Annotated in this window: 11 protein-coding genes; 7 read left to right on the top strand and 4 right to left on the bottom strand. The window is 53.0% G+C overall.

Features of this window, described 5'->3' with window-relative positions; genetic code table 11:
* The first annotated feature begins 65 nt into the window (after positions 1 to 65).
* A complete protein-coding gene (locus LZ463_RS13680) occupies positions 66 to 6,854 on the top strand; it encodes a hybrid sensor histidine kinase/response regulator (RefSeq protein ID WP_241456370.1) in 6,789 nt (2,262 codons plus the stop codon).
* A 708-nt stretch (positions 6,855 to 7,562) separates the two neighbouring features.
* Here LZ463_RS13680 and LZ463_RS13675 read toward each other — a convergent pair.
* A complete protein-coding gene (locus LZ463_RS13675) occupies positions 7,563 to 9,053 on the bottom strand; it encodes a cryptochrome/photolyase family protein (protein ID WP_241456366.1) in 1,491 nt (496 codons plus the stop codon).
* 147 nt (positions 9,054 to 9,200) lie between these two features.
* Here LZ463_RS13675 and LZ463_RS13670 point away from each other — a divergent pair, with 147 nt between their 5' ends.
* From LZ463_RS13670 to LZ463_RS13645, 6 genes are all read left to right on the top strand, one after another.
* Positions 9,201 to 9,818 carry a YqgE/AlgH family protein gene (locus LZ463_RS13670; RefSeq protein ID WP_241456365.1) on the top strand — a complete coding sequence of 206 codons (618 nt, stop codon included), beginning with the start codon at positions 9,201 to 9,203 and terminating at the stop codon, positions 9,816 to 9,818.
* Positions 9,818 to 10,213, top strand: a complete 396-nt coding sequence (gene ruvX, locus LZ463_RS13665) for a Holliday junction resolvase RuvX (RefSeq protein ID WP_241456364.1) — start codon at positions 9,818 to 9,820, stop codon at positions 10,211 to 10,213. Before LZ463_RS13670 ends, ruvX begins: the two co-directional genes overlap by 1 nt.
* On the top strand, positions 10,210 to 10,719 hold the full coding sequence (pyrR, locus tag LZ463_RS13660) for a bifunctional pyr operon transcriptional regulator/uracil phosphoribosyltransferase PyrR (RefSeq protein WP_241456360.1): 510 nt from the start codon (positions 10,210 to 10,212) through the stop codon (positions 10,717 to 10,719). The genes ruvX and pyrR overlap by 4 nt, the downstream gene beginning before the upstream one ends.
* On the top strand, positions 10,712 to 11,683 hold the full coding sequence (locus tag LZ463_RS13655) for an aspartate carbamoyltransferase catalytic subunit (RefSeq protein ID WP_241456471.1): 972 nt from the start codon (positions 10,712 to 10,714) through the stop codon (positions 11,681 to 11,683). Before pyrR ends, LZ463_RS13655 begins: the two co-directional genes overlap by 8 nt.
* 7 nt (positions 11,684 to 11,690) lie before the next feature.
* Positions 11,691 to 12,977: a dihydroorotase gene (locus tag LZ463_RS13650; protein WP_241456359.1), complete on the top strand. Its 1,287-nt coding sequence runs from the start codon at positions 11,691 to 11,693 to the stop codon at positions 12,975 to 12,977.
* Positions 12,978 to 13,177: 200 nt separating this feature from the next.
* Positions 13,178 to 13,879, top strand: a complete 702-nt coding sequence (locus LZ463_RS13645; protein WP_347176269.1) for a lysophospholipid acyltransferase family protein — start codon at positions 13,178 to 13,180, stop codon at positions 13,877 to 13,879.
* A gap of 5 nt (positions 13,880 to 13,884) precedes the next feature.
* Here the strand turns inward: LZ463_RS13645 and LZ463_RS13640 are convergent, their stop codons facing one another.
* Genes LZ463_RS13640 through recN form a run of 3 tightly spaced genes read right to left on the bottom strand, consistent with a single transcriptional unit; the run spans position 13,885 to position 17,483 of the window.
* Complete coding sequence (locus tag LZ463_RS13640) at positions 13,885 to 14,709, bottom strand: symmetrical bis(5'-nucleosyl)-tetraphosphatase (protein ID WP_241456357.1); 825 nt, start codon at positions 14,707 to 14,709, stop codon at positions 13,885 to 13,887.
* Positions 14,710 to 14,716: 7 nt separating this feature from the next.
* Positions 14,717 to 15,823 carry a ferrochelatase gene (gene hemH / locus LZ463_RS13635; RefSeq protein WP_241456356.1) on the bottom strand — a complete coding sequence of 369 codons (1,107 nt, stop codon included), beginning with the start codon at positions 15,821 to 15,823 and terminating at the stop codon, positions 14,717 to 14,719.
* A 13-nt stretch (positions 15,824 to 15,836) separates the two neighbouring features.
* Positions 15,837 to 17,483: a DNA repair protein RecN gene (gene recN / locus LZ463_RS13630; RefSeq protein WP_241456353.1), complete on the bottom strand. Its 1,647-nt coding sequence runs from the start codon at positions 17,481 to 17,483 to the stop codon at positions 15,837 to 15,839.
* Positions 17,484 to 17,605 lie beyond the last annotated feature (122 nt).

Raw genomic sequence — 17,605 nt, 5'->3', positions numbered from 1 at the left:
GCAACCCTAACATATATGTATGGCAATGAACTGCGGTTCATTGCTCTTGAGTTTGCGGAGTACGCATGACATCCGATTTTTCAAAATCGCCAGATCTTCCACAGGAACAGTTCGACATCGGACCGCTATCCTGGGTGATGGGAGAAGTGCGGGAAGCAATCACGAATGCTGGCAAGATGCTCACAGAGGCACTTGACCAGGATGCTGAAACCCGTCCTACCACCTTATTGCATGCAAAAAGTTATCTGCACCAGGCCCATGGCGCCTTGCAGATCGTTGACATCGATGGTGTTTCCATCGTCACCGAAACCATAGAAGAGTTACTTGAACGTCTGCAAAATGGCCAGCTTGAAATGAGCAAGGCCAGTGTGGAAGTCATTGTTGATGCCTTCCACGCAGTTTTGCGTTACCTTGAGGACCTGCTCTCCGGTGCGCCGCATCAGCCTGTGCGTCTGTTCCCGTATTATCGTGCGCTGCTTGAACTCAAAGGCGCCGAGCGGATACATCCCGCGGATCTGTTTTTCCCGTCGTTGTCAGCCAAAGAACAAATCCCTGAGCTGGCTGTCAGCAGTAAAGCGGCTGCTGTCAGTTACACAGGCCTGCGACAGCGTTTTGAAAAGCTGTTGCTGACAGTATTGACCAGCAAGGACAAAACACAGCAAAAGCTGGCCACGCAATCCATGCATGATCTGATTGCAGAAATTGAAAATGGGCAGAGCAATTCCCAGGCCAAGGCTTTCTGGGTGGTCATGCGTGCTTTTGTAGAAGCAGTTGGTTTTGGCGCAATTGACCACCAGCAGCAATATGTAAAACAGATTTTTGGTCGCATCAATTTGCAGATTCGCCGGTTGGTAGAAGGTGTCAGCACCATTCCTGAACGCTTGTTGCGCGATGCCCTGTTTTTCCTGGCCCAGGTTGAAAATCCTTCTCCTTTTGTCAGTCGTGTACGCAAGGCTTACCAGCTTGACGACAAGGTACCGCAAGACTACAACCAAAAAAATTATGGCCAGATCACTGCCGGCGCACTGACGACGGCAAAGGAACAATTGTCCGCAGTGAAAAACCTGTGGGGGCGTATCGCCAATGGCGAGACTGGCCTGGCAGACAAGTTTTCGCAAAAAATGTCAGACCTCGCCGAAACCGGTGCCGGTCTCAACGCACCTGCGCTGGCAAAACTGCTGCGTGAACTTAATGGTATTGCCCGCAGTGTTGCGCACTCACCCGACGGCAGCAAACTGGGCATAGAGTTGGCGACCAGCCTGCTGTTTGTTGAACATGCTCTTGATCACGTCACACGCCTGCCTGGTCAATTTGCTGAACGCGCAGAAGAAATCACAAAGCGTCTGCTGTCTGTCGTATCGGGTGAAACACCTCAGACCCAGGCCAGCTGGATGGGGGAGATTTCACGCGAGGCACAACAGCGCCAGACCCTCGGTGTACTGGTTGCCGAGATGCAATCAAGCTTGCGCCATATAGAAAAAATACTTGACGAGTATTTCCGGACACCGAATGCGGAGACGCTCAAGCCGATTGACGGCAACTTGCACCAGATAGGTGGCGCCCTGGCCATGCTGGACCAGGACGATGCCATGCTTGCGGTTGAGCATACCCGTCAGATGATAGGCAAGTTTGGCGACGATCCTGCACTGGACGCAAGTGCCCAGGCAGCCGCTCATGAAAATGTTGCCCAAAATGTGGGCGCACTGTCCTTCTTCATCGAGACCCTGCAGTCACAACCTGACACTGTCAAAAAGAAATTCAGTTTCGACCGGGAAGCCGGCTTGTTCCGCTCCAATTTGCTGGAGGCCCATGCAAGCAAGGAATTGTTGCCTAGTGCAGATATCTTGTTGCCTGGTGACGAAGCACATGGTCAGGAATCAAAACCCGCTGTTTTGCAAACTGCGGAAGAAGAACTCGCCCAGCAGCAGCAGGAGTCAGCACGTCTGGCGGCCTCGCTGGCAGAAGCACCAGGCGACGCGAGCCTGCAAGCCCAGCTGAAAAGCTCGCTCGAATCCGAACGATCAGTTGCCATTCTGCTTGACGATGTGGCGGCTTCAGATCGTGCCAAATCTGCCATTGACCTCCTGGGCAAGACCGATCTGGCAGACAGTTCTGCTACCCTGCAGGATATCGTTGCAGCACCGGTGGCAGAAACTGCTCCGGCAGCAGCCGTGGCTCAGGACATCCCTGACGGCGACGATGCCATTGATGCCGAATTGCTGGAAATCTTCCTCATGGAAGCGGACGAAGTACTGGGCTTTGTACAGACTACTTTGCCTTTGTCCAGAAAAGCACCTGACAATCAAGAATACCTGACCAGCCTGCGTCGTTCTTTCCATACACTGAAAGGCAGTGGCCGCATGGTAGGCCTGACAGTATTTGGTGAGGCTGCCTGGAGCATAGAGCAGGTCATGAATCTGTGGCTGTCCGACTCACGCGACGGTAATGAAAACCTGTACGCCTTGCTGGAGCGCACAGCCAGCGAAATGGTTGAATGGGTTAACGAGCTGAAGCAAAACGGTGTTTCACCACGCACTGGCAAAGGTATTATCGTTTCTGCCGAGCGCGTCAAAGCTGGCCAGGATTACGTTGATGAGCCAGAAGTACAGACAGCGCCTGAACCTGTGCAGACGGCAGCACCAGAAACTGTTGTAGAAGAAATTCCTGTCTTGCCCGTATTGACTGAACCAGAAATCGCAGTTGCCTTGCCAGTGGCTGAAGAGCCGGTGATAGCGGCCGCAGATGCGGTGGCAATACCAGACGCCATCGAAGCTTTGACATTTGAAGCTGAGCCTGTCACTGAAGAAATAGTGATGGAAGCTACACCGTTGGCGGATGACCTTGAAGTACGGGCAGAAATAGCACAGGCAACGCCATCAATGCCAGCGGACCTGGTCACATTGGATGAACCAGTCATCGAAGCTGGCTTGCCTGAGTCGCCTGATGCGCCTGAGTTAAGCATCATCGAAGACTTTGCTGTACCGGATCAGGCATTGGTTGATACTGTTGATGCCAGCACGGATGCTGCAATTGAATTGTCCGACCTGACACTTGATGCAGCCACCCTCGATGAACTGGGCTTGGTGGATGCATCAGCAGTGGCTGTACCGGCCGAATCGGAAACCTTGCTGACTGAATTGAACGAATTGGCAGACGCACCGGAACTGCTGACTGAACAGGTGGCCGAGACGGTATTGCCAGTCATCGAAGAACCGTTGACACTTGAGGCTGTTGAGCTGCGTGATGCGCAAGATCTTACGTCGGATGAGCTTGGTGCGGAGCCAATACCTGAAGAAAAACCTGCTGAGCTGGTATCTGAAGAAACGCCTGCTGTGCCTGAAGTCGCTACTGCGAAAATCATCGATTTCCCTGATCTTTCTGCGCCGGCGCCCAGCGTTGATGACAACATTAAGCGCATTGGTGATATAGAAATCAGTTTGCCGCTGTATTCCATCTATATGGCCGAAACGGATGAAATCGTGCGCTTCCTTGCGCAGGATTTTGCTGAATGGAGACATGAACCTGATCGTCACGTCTCTACTCATGCCATCCACGCCAGCCATTCACTGGCTGGCAGTTCTGCAACGGTTGGTCTCAAGCCACTGCAGGAGCTCGCGCATAGTCTGGAATTTGTACTGCAAAGACTGGAGCGCCATCCTGTCGTATTGGTCGAGTCAGAATATGATGTACTTGAGCGTGCACTGGATTCTGCCAAACGCATGTTGCAGAAATTCGCCCTGTCAGAAATGGCAGCACCTGCGCCAGAAGAAATTCGTCAGCTTGAACATCTGTTGCAGGTAGTGATAGAGCGTTCAAATGCAGGTGCAGACGAAGAGTTCATCACTTCAACAAATGAAAAGCTCGATCCTGTCGTTTTGTCTGATGCTGCTATGATGACAGACTTGCCGACAGCCCATGATGAGTTGCCTGTGCTTGAAACGCTCTCTGCAGATCAGGCTCTGGAATTGCTCGCTCAACCTGCTGAACTGGCAGTAACAGCTTTGCCAGAAGAACCGGAAATCGTCGCAGCCTTGCCTGCTGATGAACTGACATCTGAGTTTGACGTAGCAGAACCAATACAGGCTGAAGCATTGCCAGAGGCTGCGCCGCCTGCTGAAACAATGGTCGACAGAATGGCTGCGATCATGACTGATGCAATGGACGACATTGCACCACCGGAATTGCTGGCGCCTTTGCCTGTTGTCAGTACCGAAGTCGAGCCATCAGTCGCATTGGCGGCCGATGCGCCAGTGCTGGAAACCGTGGCAGAGTTGCCTGCGCCGGAGCCAGAGCCAGAGCAAGTCATTGAGCCAGTCAGCAAGCAAGAAGCGGAGCCAGAAGTAGTTACGCCGGCACAAACACCAGCGGAACCTGTTGCTCAGGTTGCAGTCGCCGAGTATGTCGCCCCGGCTGCTGATGGCAATGTCCAGATCCGTGATGAGCTTGATATGGACTTGTTGCCGGTCTTTATCGAAGAAGGTAATGACTTGCTGCCTATGGTTGGCCAGTTGCTGCGTTCATGGCAGGAAAAACCGGATGACATGGCGATACCACAATCCATCGCCCGCATCATGCACACCATCAAAGGCAGTGCACGTATGGCGGGTGCCATGGGCCTGGGTCAGCATATCCATGACATGGAATCGCGGATCGAGACCTTGATGCATGGCGGCAGTGCCGTACGTGCTTCTCTGCTGGACGACTTGCTGGCCCGTCATGACTACAGCATGCAGATGTTTGACCGTCTGTTGCATCCTGAAGCACATGTGGCGCCGTTACAGGCAGAGGCACCGCTGACTACTGCACAAGAACTGGATCAGTTCCAGGAGCAACAGGCTGCCAAGACCACGGAGGCTCCGGTTGTCATTAGCGAACTGGTTAACCTCACTCCGGTCGTACCGGTCATGACAAGGACGAATGCACCAGCCGTGGCTGCACCGGTAAATGCGCCGGCTGCGCCAGGTGCACCTGTCACCCTGGTTCGTGTGCGTGCCGACATACTTGATCGTCTGGTCAACCAGGCCGGTGAAGTTTCCATTTCGCGTTCACGTCTGGAAAATGAAGTCAGTACCTTGCGCTCGTCACTGAGCGAGTTGACCGAAAACGTCAATCGCCTGCGCGATCAGTTGCGTGAGGTTGAGATCCAGGCGGAAACCCAGATCACTTCTCGTATGGCCCTGTCGGGTGACCGTGAATTTGATCCACTGGAATTCGACCGTTTTACCCGCTTGCAAGAACTGACACGCATGATGGCCGAAAGCGTCAGCGACGTCGCTACGGTGCAGACCAACCTGACCCGTACCATAGATGGCGCGTCGAATGACTTGCAGGTACAGGCGCGCCTCACACGTGATTTGCAACAGGATCTGATGCGCGTGCGCATGATTCCCTTTGCCAGTATCTCTGAACGTTTGTACCGTGTAACACGCCAGACTTCCAAAGAAATCGACAAGCGCGTGAATCTGGATATTCGTGGTGCAACGGTAGAAATGGATAGGGGCGTTCTGGAGAAAATGGCCGGGCCGTTTGAGCATTTGTTACGTAATGCGATTGTGCACGGCATAGAAAGCCGCGAACAAAGGCGCAATAGCGGCAAAGAAGAAACCGGTGAATTGCTGATTGAAATCCGCCAGGAAGGTAATGAGGTCGTGATCCGTTTCAGCGATGACGGACAGGGCCTGAACCTCAAGCGCATACGTGAAAAAGCTGTCTCTGTCGGCCTGATTACCAACGAAGATAATCCTGGTGAGCTCGAAACAGCCAATATGATTTTCGAGCCCGGTTTTTCGACAGCAACAGAAATCACTGAACTGGCAGGCCGTGGCGTTGGTATGGACGTGGTCCGCTCTGAAGCGGCATCGCTCGGTGGCCGTGTCGAAGTCGTCACCCATGAAGGTAAGGGTGCAGAGTTCACTATCCGTCTGCCTCTGACGCTGGCTGTTACCCAGGTGGTATTGCTGAGTTCCGGCGGCCGCACTTTTGCCGTACCTTCCGTTCTGGTTGAACAAGTGCAGCAGTTGAAATCGAACGCACTTGCCAATGCCTATAACGATGGTGCGGTCATGTGGCAGGGCCAGCGCGTGGCCATGTATTACCTCTCATCCATGCTTGGTCAGGATGACGCCACGCCGATGACGCAGCAATACACACCTTTGCTGATCATGAAGAGCGGTACGGAAAGGGTCGCCATCCACGTTGACGACGTTCTGGGTAATCGCGAGGTGGTTGTTAAAAACATCGGCCCGCAACTGGCACGTATGACAGGTATCGCCGGCGCGACAGTACTCGGTTCTGGTGAAATCGTTCTGATCCTGAACCCGGTACCGCTGGCGCAACGTATGGAACATGAACATGCACGCCTGCAGCACCTCGGTGCTGAAGCCGTACCTGATATGGGCGCTGTGGCCAACCTGCATACGGCAACAGAAGTCGCAGAAACCAAGTCTGAACCCGTACAGGGCCTGCGTACGCAGCATACCGTCATGGTGGTCGATGATTCCCTGACAGTACGACGCGTTACCCAACGCTTGCTGACACGTGAAGGTTATCAGGTCATCCTGGCAAAAGACGGTATTGATGCGCTGGAACAATTGCAGTCGGTAACGCCTGACGTGATGCTGGTCGATATTGAAATGCCGCGTATGGATGGTTTCGATCTGACCCGCAACGTGCGTAGCGACTCACGTACCAGCCATATCCCTATCATCATGATCACTTCACGTACTGCCGACAAGCATCGTAACTATGCGAAAGAACTCGGTGTTAATGAGTACTTTGGTAAGCCGTATCGTGAAGATGATTTGTTGGGGGCAATTATGGGGTTTGTGGGTAAAGATGCGGCGGTGATCGTGTAAGTAGGCTGCAGATTTCAGATAGTCAAAAAAGCAGAGAGTGATCTCTGCTTTTTTTGTTTTTGTGCGCATATTTTTACTGCTACTTGTATTTCTGTATTTGACTTGTTATTAGCTATTGGCAATTTGTCTTAGAACGCCTCAATAGATGCCATGCAGACGAATCACCGTAAACTAAGTGCCGTCATTCCTGCGTAGACAAGAATCTAGTGGCGTTTGCAGCATGCCGTATAGTGATTCAATGAGACACATTTTCAATGCTTGCCTTCGTTGGATTATGATTGCAGACCGGTGGTAGACCGGCGGCTACTTACCTTTTTGCTTCGCCAAAAAGGTAAGTCAAAAAGGGGACCCAGGCATAGCACTCCACTGTGCTGCTTGCAAGCGGCTTAGATGCTGGCAGCGCAAAGCTTGCTTTGCGAAACCCTGCCAACATCCCCTGCGGGGTTCCCATTTGTGCGGTACAAAGAATGGGAAAGTCCGAAAACTCGCTTCCCTTGCAGGGCGCACAATCGCTTGCAAGTGATTACCTTCACGCAGGTGTGGTGCATGCTCCACGAAACCCTTGCTACACCTCAAACATCGGCCTTTCTTTTTCCATTTTCTGCACAGCAGAAATGGTGGTTGCACATGGGAACTGCAAAAGTCAAAACCAACGTCAAAACCACATCAGCACATTGCTCTCAGCGTTCGATCATCAACGTTCGCACCTCAATCCTCCTCACCATGCGTAACCATCTTCTTCACCACCGCATATCGCGTCAAAGTCTGCTTGCGTGCCACGTCATGGTCAACCAGTGGAAAGGGGTAATCCTTGCCCAGCTTGATACCAGCCTGTTCCAGCAGCAGAGGTGCAGCTTTCCACGGTGCATGGATGCTACGCTTATCCAGTGTTGATAATTGCGGCAGGTAACGTTTGATGAACTTGCCTTCGGGGTCAAATTTTTCTGACTGTGTAATGGGATTGAAAATGCGGAAGTAAGGCTGGGCGTCGCAACCAGAGGATGAAGCCCACTGCCAGCCACCGTTGTTGGCAGAGAGGTCAAAGTCGTTCAGGTGCTCGGCGAAATAAGCTTCGCCGCGGCGCCAGTCTATGCCCAGGTCTTTGATCAGGAAGCAGGCAGTGATCATGCGCAGGCGATTATGCATATAACCGGTTTGGTTCAATTGCAGCATGGCGGCATCGACCAGGGGGTAGCCAGTTCTGCCTTCGCACCAGGCGGCGAAATGGGCGTCAGCTTCTTGGCCGGTTTCCCATGGTATTGCATCATAACCCGGTTTGAAGGAGTGGCAGGCTACATGCGGGTGGTGATGCAGAATCATGAAATAAAAGTCACGCCAGATCAGCTCAGACAGCCACACTTTAGCGCCGCGACTAGTCCCTGTACGGATTTGTTGTATCGCCTCGCGCACCAGATGTCTGATGGATACAGTGCCAAAGCGCAGGTGGACGGACAGGTAAGAGGGGCCCTTGACCGCAGGAAAATCACGCGACTGATCATAGTGCTTCATGCGGTGGACAAAGTCATCGAACAACTCACGTCCACCTGACATGCCTGCAGCAACCGGCATGCGCCGTGCTGATGCGGCCTGGAACCCCAGATCAGCCAGGCTGGGGATAGCATGTTCTTTCACAGCGGCGAGCCTGTGAGCGTATTTCTCTATGGGATAAGTGCTGGAATAAAAATCATCGCCATCGGCATGGAATTTCTTCAGCCAGGCATTTTTATAGGGCGTAAATACTGAAAACGGTGTACCAGCCAGCGACAAGATTTCTGATTTTTCAAAAATCACCTGGTCTTTGAAGCTGAAAAAAGCACAATTTTGTTTTAATAATTCTTTCTGTACATACAAATCACGGGCATTTGCCTGCGGCTCATAGTCATGATTGGTAAACAGGGCATCAATTTCCAGTTCTGCTGCCAGCCTGGGGATTTCCTGTTCCGCATGGGCATGTAACACTCGCAGACCTCCGCCCATCCGCTTCAATTCACGAGACAACTCAACAATACTTTCATGAATGAAAGCGATGCGCCTGTCATTTTCCGGCAAATTGTCTACTATTGTTTTATCAAAGATGAATACGCAAAAGACTTGCGTACTTTGCCTCAAGGCATGATGCAGGGCAGCATGGTCAAAATTGCGCAGGTCGCGTCGAAACCAGACCAGTGAACGTTGAAAAGGAGCTTTATTTTCTTGCATAAGTGACTGAAAAGTGTGGTCAAAACGCAGTGTGGCACCTTAGCACACATCGAAAAAGCACGCTAAAAATGCTAAAATGACGCCATGGCGAAGCAAACAAAATCATTACACACTAATCTGCACGACGAAGCAACGCAGTCAGCCCCCATGACTTCCAGACATCAATTCCAGGTGAAAACCGAAGAAAATAGCAATTTGGAATTAAATCTGACAAATCATTTCCTGATTGCAATGCCGTCCATGCTGGACCCGATTTTTGGCGGGACCGTTATTTATCTTTGTGAACACAGCCCGCGTGGCGCCATGGGCATGGTCATCAACCGGCCCATAGAGCTGACGGTAGCCGGCCTGTTCGATCGCATAGATTTGAAGCTGGAAATCATTCCTGACTCACACCCAATAGGCAAGCGTCCGGTCATGTTCGGCGGCCCGGTACAGGATGACCGCGGGTTTGTCCTGCATACCCCGGTGGGTGCTTATTCATCTTCCCTCAAGGTCACGGATGATATCGCTTTCACCACTTCACGCGATGTGCTCGAAGCGGTTGCTGCCGGCGATGGTCCTGAACAAGTCCTGATCAGCGTCGGCTATGCTGGCTGGGGCGCCGGTCAACTGGAGCAAGAGATTCTTGCCAATGGCTGGCTGACTGTGGCCGCCGATGCGCGGATACTGTTTGATCTGCCGCTGGAAGAGCGCTTTGCCGCCGCCATCAAATCGCTGGGCATAGACCCGCTGATGCTGGCAGCTGAAGCGGGGCATGCCTGATGGCTGCAAGCGAAGGTACAGTACTCGCATTTGATTTTGGTTTGAAACGCATAGGTGTCGCCGTTGGAAATACCTTCCTGCGACAGGCGAAGGCCCTCAGTATTATCCATGCCCCCACCAATGACGGCAAATTTGCTGAAATCAGCAAACTGATCCAGGCGTGGCAGCCAGTGTTGTTTGTCGTTGGCCTGCCCACACATCCTGATGGCGCTGCCCATGAAATGACGCAGCGTTGTAAACGGTTTGCCAACCAGATCCATGGTCGCTACAACATCCCTGCCACGCTCGTCGATGAGCGTTATTCATCCGCCGTGCTGACTGCACAACGTGGTGAATATATCGATGACGATTCTGCAGCCCTGATTCTGCAACAATACTTTGATGAAACACCATGACAACCAGCACATCGCTTCATGCCGAGACGCTATACCAGCAGCTGCTCGAACAGATCAGGCCACATGCCGTGGCACAAGCCAAACTGGCTATCGTCGGTATTTATTCAGGCGGCGCCTGGATCGCCGAACGACTGGTGAACGACCTCGGTCTGCCCAATAAAGCCGGCTTGATCGACGTGTCTTTTTATCGTGATGATTATGCCGCCAAGGGTTTGCATGCCGAGGTAAAACCTACCCACATCCCGTTTGATGTCGATGGCGCACATATCATCCTGGTAGACGATGTGTTATACACCGGTCGTACTACGCGCGCCGCCATCAATGAGTTATTTGATTACGGCCGCCCAGCCCGCATCATGCTGGCCACCCTGGTTGATCGGGGTGGCCGTGAACTGCCGGTCGCTGCCGATTTTGCTGCCCACACTGCTTCATTTGAACCCGCCGTCTCTGTCAATCTGCAGCGTGCAGATGACGGTACCTTCAGCATTTCCATTGACCATGCATAATCCACAGCTCAATAAACACGGCGAACTCCAGCATTTGCTGACGATTGATGGCTTGCCCAAGTCCATCGTCAATCATATCCTTGATACCGCCTCGTCCTTCGTCAGTATCAGTGACAGGGAAGTCAAGAAAGTGCCGCTGATGCGTGGCAAAAGCGTGTTTAACCTGTTCTTTGAAAACTCCACCCGCACCCGTACCACGTTTGAGATTGCATCCAAGCGGCTGTCTGCCGATGTCATCAACCTCAATATTGCTGCATCAAGTACCAGCAAGGGTGAATCACTGCTCGATACCATAGACAACCTGGCGGCCATGCATGCCGACATGTTCGTGGTGCGCCATGCAACTTCTGGCGCACCCTTCCTGATCGCCAAGCACCTTAATGACACCAAACAGCATCATGTGCATGTAGTCAATGCCGGTGATGGCCGTCATGCTCACCCTACTCAGGGTTTGCTGGACATGTACACCATACGGCATTATAAAAAAGATTTCACCAACCTGACCGTGGCCATTGTCGGTGATGTCCTGCACAGCCGCGTGGCCCGCTCAGACATCCATGCACTGACCACTCTGGGCGTGCCTGAAGTACGCGTGATTGGCCCGCGCACGCTGTTGCCCGGCGGACTTGAGCAAATGGGCGTGCGTGTCTTCAATAACATGGATGAGGGTTTGAAAGGCGTCGATGTCATCATCATGCTGCGCCTGCAAAATGAACGCATGAGTGGCGCCTTGCTACCTTCAGCACAAGAATATTTCAAGAGCTATGGTCTGACACCGGAACGTCTTGCTCTGGCCAAACCAGATGCCATCGTCATGCACCCCGGGCCGATGAATCGTGGTGTGGAAATTGATTCTGCTGTGGCCGATGGCCCGCAGGCAGTGATTTTGCCACAAGTGACTTTTGGTATTGCAGTGCGCATGGCCGTCATGAGTATCGTTGCCGGTAACAGCGGCGGGGTATGAGGAAAAGATGAAGATACATATCAAAAATGGCCGGGTGATTGATCCGGCAAGTTCTACAGATGCAGTGCAGGATGTGTTTATTGCGGCCGGCAAGGTCGTGGCTATCGGCCAGACACCGGCAGATTTTCATGCAAACAAAGTCATTGATGCCAGCGGACTGGTCGTCGCGCCCGGTCTGGTGGATTTGAGCGCCCGCCTGCGTGAACCTGGTTTTGAATACAAAGCCACGCTGGAGTCAGAATTGCAGGCTGCCATGCGCGGTGGCGTCACCAGCCTGGTCTGTCCGCCAGATACCGACCCTGTGCTTGACGAATCTGGTCTGGTCGAAATGCTCAAGCAAAGAGCACGCATGCAAAACAAGGCCCATGTTTATCCGCTGGGTGCATTGACTGTCGGTTTGAAAGGTGAATCGCTGACCGAAATGGTAGAGCTGACCGGTGCCGGTTGCATAGGTTTTTCTCAGGCCGAAGAAACCATTGTCAATACCAGCACCCTGCAAAGAGCACTGGAATACGCCAGCACCTTTGGCTTCACCGTCTGGTTGCGGCCGCAAGACGCCTATATAGGCAAGGGCGGCGTCGCCCATAGCGGCCCTTTGGCTTCACGCCTGGGTTTGTCCGGTGTACCGGTCATGGCAGAGACCATTGCCCTGCATACCTTGTTCGAATTGATGCGCGCCACTGGCGCCAGGGTACATCTGTGCCGTATTTCATCTGCTGCCGGTCTGGACCTGGTACGCAAGGCTAAAGCGGAAGGACTGCCTTTGACGTGTGATGTCGGCGCCCACCATGTGCACCTGACAGATGCTGACATAGGCTTCTTTGATTCCAATGCCCGCCTGACCCCGCCACTGCGCAGTCAGCGCGACCGTGACGCAATTTCCGCAGCTTTAAAAGACGGCACCATAGACGCCATCTGTTCTGACCATACACCAGTTGATGATGATGAAAAACTGCTGCCTTTTGCAGAAGCATCGCCGGGGGCAACCGGTCTGGAATTGCTGTTGTCACTGGCTCTGAAATGGGCAGAAGACAGCCGGGGTGAAGTCAGCCTGATTCAGGCGCTCTCCAAGATCAGTCAGCAGGCTGCCCGGGTTGCAGGTTTGTCAGCCGGGCAAATCGCCGTCGGTCAGGCTGCCGATATCTGCATCTTCGATCCGGCCACACGCTGGAAGGTGGAAGCCAGGGCCTTGGCCAGCCAGGGCAAGCATACACCTTTCCTTGGTTATGAATTGCCGGGTGTAGTCAAGGCCACCATCGTCGCCGGACATGTGGCTTTTGATGTATTGCATTGAGCCTTGAAGCGTGATCGCCATGTATTCCAGGCAGTGATAAAAATTACTTGATTGGGGTGGTAAAACGGCTTGCTGGGAGTATGGTTTTTCCGTACTCCCGTTTGTTTTATTACGATTTTAAAATTTTGTTCTTACCCGTTGCGGGTATTGGTGAGTTGGGCATGATAGTGTGGCATTTTTTTCGGGTATTCCTTCATCTTATGGCAGGTTTGCTGACCTGCGGACTGGTTTTCCCGTTTTCTTCGTATGCCAGGCGCGAGTATCTGATACGCCGCTGGTCAAAAAAATTGCTGGCCATATGCACGGTCGATGTCGCTTTCAAGGATCATAGTGGCGGTGCAGTCGCTGAACACGCCATGGTCATTTCCAACCATATTTCCTGGCTTGATATTTTTGTCATCAATACGCTGCACCCCTGCCACTTTGTTGCCAAATCCGATATTCGCAGCTGGCCATTATTAGGCTGGCTCTGCGAAAAGGCAGGCACCATTTTTCTGGCGCGTGGCAAGCAGCGCGAAGTCAGGCGTATTTACGAAGGTCTGGTTCACCAGATACAGGACGGCAAGCGTGTCGCCTTCTTCCCGGAAGGGACAACGGCAGCACAAGGTAATGTGCTGTCATTCCATGCCAACCTGTTTGAAGCTGCGATAGAAGCCAAGGTACCGGTGCAAACCTTTGTCTTGCGCTATGTGGATGCACAAGGCAAGTTTCACCCGGCAGCCGATTTTATCGGCGATATGACTTTTGTGGAAAGCATGGGAGCCATCTTGCGTGCGCCACGCATGACGGCAGAGTTGATACGTCTTCCAGCCATCCCGACAGAAGGCGCGCACAGGCGCGAAGTGGCGCAGGTCGCCCGGGCAGCTGTGATGCGTGAGCTTGGCGTCGCCGATCCGGCTTGATTCAATTAACCCGGTTTTTGCTGCTGCGGGCAATCTATCTGGATTACTTCGCGGTCTTCGAGTGCGACGGCAGTCAGTTTGCCGCCCCAGACGCAGCCAGTATCAAGGCTGATCAGGTTTGGTCTTAATACCAGGCCCAGGGTAGACCAGTGGCCAAATACCATGGTTGTGTCTGCAGTCTTGCGCGGCAGGTCAAACCATGATGCATAGCCTTCGGGGGCGCTGCCTATACCGTCCTTGCTGGCAAAATCCATCGTGCCATCTGCGCTGCAAAAACGCATGCGCGTCAGGGCATTGATGATGCAGCGATAGCGGTCAAAGCCTTGCAAGTCGTCTTGCCATTGTGCAGGCTGATTGCCGTACATATTCTTCAAGAGTTTCAGCCAGTGCTTGCCACGCAGTTCTTGTTCGACTTCCTGTGCCAGGCCCATTACCTGAGCGTCCGACCACTGTGGGAAGACGCCGGCATGCACCAGTACATGATCACTCTTGCGTATGGCCATGGGGCGGTGACGCAACCACTCCAGCAAGTCTTCGCGATCAGGCGCTGTCAGGATGTCGTCAAGGGTGTCGTTGCGGTGCAAAGGGCGTATGCCGCAGGCGACGGCCAGCAGATGCAGATCGTGATTGCCCAGAACACTGTCAGCACGGCCTGCCAATTGCAGATCGCGTATCAGCCGCAGGCTGGCCAGTGACTGCGGGCCACGGTTGACCAGGTCACCGGCAAACAGATAGTGAGCGTCCGCTTCAATCTGCTCTATCTTGAGCAGCAGGCTTTGCAGTTGTTCTGCGCAACCCTGTATGTCACCAATGAAATAAGTCTTTGCCATCTTGATGTCAGTGATCTGCACCCAGGCGTTTTGCTTCAGCGCGACTGATCAAGGCTTGCTGTTTGAGGTCTTCTCGTACAATGGCTGTGATCATGGTCGGCCAGCCTATCAGGTGCTGTTCGGCAATTTCTGCCAGGCCGCGCATCCATGCGGGGGATTCATTCAGGCAGGGGATGTAGTTGAATTCCTTGCCACCAGCAGCCAGAAATTCAGCCCTGACCTCGATGGCGATTTCTTCCAGGGTTTCGAGGCAATCTGCGATAAAGCCCGGGCAAATGATGTCAACTCGCTTGACGCCCTCTTTGGCGAGTTTTTTAACCGTGGGGGCAGTATAAGGCTGCAGCCACTCTGCCTTGCCCAGTCGTGACTGGAAGCTGACGATGTAATCGTCTTTGCCCAGCCCCAGTTTTTCTGCCAGCAGGCGGGCGGTCTTATAGCATTCGCAATGGTAGGGGTCGCCGCGCAGTAAAAAAGCCTTGGGCAAACCATGGAAGCTCATCACCAGTTTTTCTGGCCTGCCATGACTTTGCCAGTGGTTCAGTACTGACTGTTTCAATGCCTGTATGTAGGCATCATGGTCATGGTAATTCTTGACCAGGCGCAGCTCAGGCATATTGCGTACTTGCTGATAATGCTGGAATACCGCATCAAAATTGGATGCCGTTGTCGTGGCTGAATATTGCGGATAGGCTGACAGGACCAGGATGCGTTCAAACCCTTCCTGCTTGAGCTTGTGCAAGACATCAGGAATGGACGGTGAACCATAACGCATGGCATAAGCGACATGTACTTCGTGCCCGCGCTCCCCCAGATAACCCTTTAGCAGAGCAGCCTGTTTTTCCGTATGTATTTTCAGCGGCGAACCATCCTTGGTCCAGATGGAGGCATATTTTTTTGCCGACTGGCCGGAACGGAAAGGCAGGATGATGCCGTGCAGGAGCAGCCACCAGACCGGTCGCGGTACTTCCACCACACGTCTGTCCCACAGGAATTGTTTCAGGTAGCGTCGCACCGCCGATGAGGTCGGTGCATCGGGTGTACCCAGATTGATCAGTACAACGGCGGTCTTGCCTATCTTGCCGTGAGAATGCTCAGGTTCTTTGAGAAAGCGCATAACGATATTTTTCTTAAGATGCCAGTAATTCTCTGGCGTGTTTGCGCGTAGTCGCGGTAATTTCTATGCCGCCCAGCATACGGGCGATTTCTTCCACTCTTTGTTTGTTGTCGAGTGCTTCAATTTGTGAAATGGTTTTGCCATTCTGGCTGGCTTTGCTGACCTGGAAATGCTGGTTGGCCTGGCTGGCAACCTGCGGCAAATGGGTAACACACAGGACTTGCCTGTCCTGGCCCAGTCTTTTCAACAGACGGCCAACGACTTCGGCAACACCACCGCCTATGCCACTGTCAACTTCATCAAAGATCAGGGTAGGGGTGGTGGTTGCGCAAGAAGTAATGACCGATATCGCCAGCGAGATGCGGGCCAGCTCACCACCGGAGGCAACCTTGGCCAATGGCCTTGCCTGCACACCTGCATGGCCTGCGACCAGGAACTCGACCTGCTCCAGCCCATAAGCGGCTGGTTCAACGGCATTGAGGGCAACAGAAAAACTGCCGCCGCCCATGCTCAAATCCTGCATGGCTGCGGTGACTGCCTGTCCCAGTTCCAGTGCCACTTTTTGCCGGGCTTTGCCGAGTTTTTGTGCGACTTGCAAATACGATTGCAGGGCTTTTTCTTCCTGTGCTTTCAGTGCTTCCATATCGGTAGCATTGGACAATTGTTGCAATTGTAAGGACAGTGTGGCGAATTCTTCATGCAATTTTTCTGGTGCGACATGAAAGCGTCTTGCAGTAGTATGAATCGCTTCCACGCGGTTTTCTACTTCACGCAGACGAGCCGGGTCCAGTTCTGTACTGCCCAGGTAGTCATTAAGGGCATAGGTAGTCTCCTGCAGATTGATGCAGGCAGATTCCAGCGCATCGGTAACTGGCTTCAATGCCGCATCATAATCGAGCAGCTTTAACAGCTTTTGCTGGACAGCGGTCAATTGCGACAGGACAGGGTGATCAGATTCCGAGATCAGGCTGGCGGCTTCTTGCGCACCCTCAAGCAGGCTGGCGGCATGGGCCAGGCGGCTATGTTCCTGGCTGATGCTTTCCCATTCACCGGGTTTGATCTTCAGCTTGTCCAGCTCACCCACCTGCCACTCAAGACGTTCGCGTTCTTGCAGGACGCTTTTGGCATTGGTTTCAAATTCTTCGCGCTGTTTGCTCAGGTTACGCCAGGCTTTGTAGCGAATGCCAACTTCGCTGACCTGTTCCTGCAAACCACCCTGCATGTCCAGCAAGTCGCGCTGTGCGTCGGTTTTCAACAATGACTGATGGGCATGCTGGCCGTGAATATCGACCAGCATGTCGCCTATCTCGCGCAATTGGCCTGCAGTGGCCGTTGTGCCATTGATCCAGGCTTTGGAGCGGCCGGCATTGTCGATGGTACGGCGCAAAATCAGCGGTTGATCGGCATCATAGAATTCATGCTCTTTGAGCCAGTTGCTGATGCCTTCATTCAGGGTAAATTCGGCGCTGATATCGGTTTTACTTGCAGATTCGCGCACCATGCTGGCGTCGCCACGACCACCCAGTGCCAGGGCCAGGGCGTCGATCAGTATGGATTTGCCGGCACCGGTTTCACCGGTCAGGACACTGAAGCCGGATGAAAATTCAAGTTCCAGCGTATCAACAATGACAAAATCACGAATGGCGAGCGTGCGCAGCATAATAAGCAGACCAATATATAAATGGTTAAGACGGTTGATTTGAAGGACGAAACCAGGCGCATCTGCGCGTGCCGGAACAATCAGTGCGCTATAAAAACCATTATTCTAGCAACTGCTTGTGA

The sequence above is a fragment of the Undibacterium paludis genome, assembly GCF_022568815.1.
In the GTDB taxonomy this organism is placed as follows: domain Bacteria; phylum Pseudomonadota; class Gammaproteobacteria; order Burkholderiales; family Burkholderiaceae_D; genus Undibacterium.
Note: the sequence above shows the minus strand (reverse complement) of the source record. Positions and strands in the feature narration are given on the sequence as shown.